This is a genomic window from Pseudoxanthomonas mexicana (assembly GCF_010093385.1).
GTDB classification, from domain to species: Bacteria; Pseudomonadota; Gammaproteobacteria; order Xanthomonadales; family Xanthomonadaceae; genus Pseudoxanthomonas_A; species Pseudoxanthomonas_A mexicana.
This window is the reverse complement of record NZ_PDWV01000104.1, coordinates 1-2,903: the sequence shown is the minus strand read 5'-3', so window position 1 is coordinate 2,903 and position 2,903 is coordinate 1. Positions and strand designations below refer to the sequence as shown.

Sequence of the window (2,903 nt, the reverse complement as noted above, 5' to 3'; positions counted from 1 at the left end):
CCCCCACAGAGACCTCCTTCGGTCGCCGGTGGAAGAGGGGCTTCAAAGGCGGGATTCAGCGCAACTCGAACCGATCCGCATCCAGCATCGCCGGGAACTTTTCCCGATGCGCCACCAGCGCTTTTGCCGAGATCGTCGACGTCACCACCCCCTCGCCCGCCGGCAACTCCACCACCGGCTGCCCCAGGAAATCGATCACCGCACTGTCGCCGCTGTAGACGTGCCCATTGCCATCCGTGCCCGCGCGATTGACCGCCGCCACGTAGCAGAGATTCTCAATCGCACGCGCCCGCAGCAGCGTCTTCCATGCATATGCGCGCGGCGCCGGCCAGTTCGCGACGAACAGCTGCAGGTCGAAATCGAGTTGCCCCGCACGCTCCACGTCATAGCGGTTGCGCGCGAACACCGGAAAGCGCAGGTCATAGCAGACCAGTGGATTGATGCGCCAGCCTTTCCACTCCACCGTCAGCCGATCACGGCCCGCAGCATAGCGTTGGTGCTCGTTGGCGTAACGGAACAGATGACGCTTGTCGTAGTACTGCAGATCGCCATCGGGCGTCGCGAACAACAGGCGGTTGAACACGCCCTCCGCCGTTCGCAGCTGCACGCTGCCGGGCACCGCCGCGCCCAGCGTTGCCGCCTGTTCGCGGATCCACGCCACCGTGGCACCGTCCATGCCCTCGGCCTGGTCGATGGCCTCGTTGCTGAATCCGCTGGTGAACGTCTCCGGCAGGATCACCAGATCGGTCTGCCCGGCCAGCGGCGCGATCAGGCCACCGTAGTAGTCGCGGTTGCCCGCCGGGTCGTGCCAGCGCGTCTCGCCCTGGACGAGGGAAATGCGGAGGTCCTGCATGGGTTCTGTCTCCAGGCCGCCATCAGCATGACGACGACCGCACAATGGTTCCGACGTCATCCCAGCGAACGCTGGGATCCATGGGCTTTGCCGTTTCTCGGAACTTGGAGCAAAAGCCAGATGGATTCCGGCTTGAACAGCCACTCGGCTGTTGAAAGCCGCCGGAATGACGAATCATTACAGCGCTTTCAACCGCGCGATCGCCGCATCCAGCGTCGCCTCGTTCTTGGCGAAACACAGCCGCGCCAGGCGCTGGCCGGCCGGCGGCGTTTCGTAGAACGGCGACAGCGGGATCGCGGTCACGCCGTGCTCGACGGTCAGCCACTTCACGAACTCGGCATCGGGCAGGTGGCTGACCGCGGAATAATCCACCAGCTGGAAGTAACCGCCCGGCACCGGCAGCGGCTTGAACTTCGTCCCCCGCAACTGTTCGCGGAAGCGGTCGCGCTTCTCCTGATAGAACGCGCCCAGCTGTTCGTAGTGCTCCGGTTCCTGCCGGATCATCGCGGCGAAGGCGTGCTGGGCCGGTGCGAACGTGCAGAACACGTTGTACTGGTGCACCTTGCGGAACTCCGCGCTCAGTGCCGGCGGCGCGATGGCGTAGCCGATCTTCCAGCCGGTGCAGTGGTAGGTCTTGCCGAAGCTGGAGACCACGAACGCGCGCGCGGCCAGTTCCGGATAGCGCAGGATGGATTCGTGGCGGCGGCCGTCGAACACGATGTGCTCGTACACCTCGTCGGAGATCAGGTAGATGCCGGTGCCGTCCAGCAGCGCGGCCAGCGCGCGGATGTCGGCTTGGTCGAACATCGCGCCGGAGGGGTTGTGCGGGCTGTTGACGATCAGCAGGCGCGTCTTCGGCGTGACGGCCGCGCGCACGCGGTCCCAGTCCACCGCGAAGGTCTGCGGATCCAGCGGCACGTGCACGGCGCGCGCGCCGGCCAGGTCGATGGCCGGTTCGTAGCTGTCGTAGGCCGGGTCCAGCACGATGACCTCTTCGCCCGGGCGCACCACCGCGTGGATCGCGTTGAACAGCGCCTCGGTGGCGCCGCTGGTCACGGTGATCTCGGTGTCCGGGTCCACCTCGCGGCCATAGCAGCGCAGCACCTTCTCGGCGATGGCCTGGCGCAGCGGCGCCACGCCCGTCATCGGCGCGTACTGGTTGTGGCCGGCGCGCATGGCGCGGTCCAGTTCGTCCACCAGGCGCTGCGGCACCGCGAAATCCGGAAAGCCCTGCCCCAGGTTGACCGCGCCGTGCTCGGCGGCGAGCTGCGACATCACGGTGAAGATGGTGGTGCCCACCTTGGGCAGCTTGGTCTGCGGCTGGAACATCCCGGTTCAGGTACTCGGCGGAGGGGAGCACGGAGTGTACGCGCTCGGCGTTACGCGCGATGATGCGGCCATGGCCGAACACAGCGTTCCTGCCGACGGCGCCGCAAACGGGGACGTGCCCGAATCCGAGCGCGCGCGGCTGGCCGCCGCCTGGGCCGCAGCGCACTACTTCGTTACCCTCGGCCGCAAGGAATGGCTGTTCTGTACGGGCCTGACCGCGCCGGAGATCGAGCGCCAGGTCATGGCCGACCGCTATCTGTTCATCACCGCCTGGAATCCGCCGCCGGGCGAAACCCCGCGCGCCGACAACGATGCCGCCCAGGCCCGGCTGGAGGCGCGCGTGCAGGCGCTGGGACTGTCGCTGCATCCGGCACTGGGCTGCGACAACCGCGGCGGCATGGTCGAGTACGGTTGTCTGGTCCTGGACGCCACCCTGGCGCAGGCCGACGCCCTGGCACGGGAGTTCGGCCAGGGCGGCACGCTCTGCTGGAGCACGGGCGAACCCGTCCGCCTGCGGATGATGTGGCCCCGCCCGGCCGAGGCCGGCGACGATCCGTATATCGACTGGGTGGGCTGACGTGGCGACACGGCCGGGGGCGCGACCGTCTGTCGCAGGCGGCCGGGTCGGCGGCTCCGTTTAGAATGGGCGGCTGAGCCCTCAGGACACCCCAGCCTCCCCTCCGGGAACGGCCGGCGCGCAGGCCGGCGCGCCCCCCCCCCC

Annotated in this window: 3 protein-coding genes; 1 reads left to right on the top strand and 2 read right to left on the bottom strand. The window is 68.1% G+C overall.

The genetic code is table 11. From position 1 onward, the window contains the following. Nucleotides 1-55: 55 nt before the first annotated feature. The gene (locus CSC76_RS18755) at nt 56-853 is read right to left on the bottom strand and encodes an amidohydrolase (RefSeq protein WP_162111476.1); all 798 of its coding nucleotides are present in this window, start codon (nt 851-853) and stop codon (nt 56-58) included. 177 nt (nt 854-1,030) lie between these two features. Beyond that, nucleotides 1,031-2,182 (bottom strand): pyridoxal phosphate-dependent aminotransferase, encoded by a 1,152-nt coding sequence (locus CSC76_RS18750; protein ID WP_162111475.1) that lies wholly within the window; start codon nt 2,180-2,182, stop codon nt 1,031-1,033. Nucleotides 2,183-2,252: 70 nt separating this feature from the next. Here CSC76_RS18750 and CSC76_RS18745 point away from each other — a divergent pair, with 70 nt between their 5' ends. Next, the gene (locus tag CSC76_RS18745; protein WP_162111474.1) at nt 2,253-2,759 is read left to right on the top strand and encodes a DUF3293 domain-containing protein; all 507 of its coding nucleotides are present in this window, start codon (nt 2,253-2,255) and stop codon (nt 2,757-2,759) included. Nucleotides 2,760-2,903 lie beyond the last annotated feature (144 nt).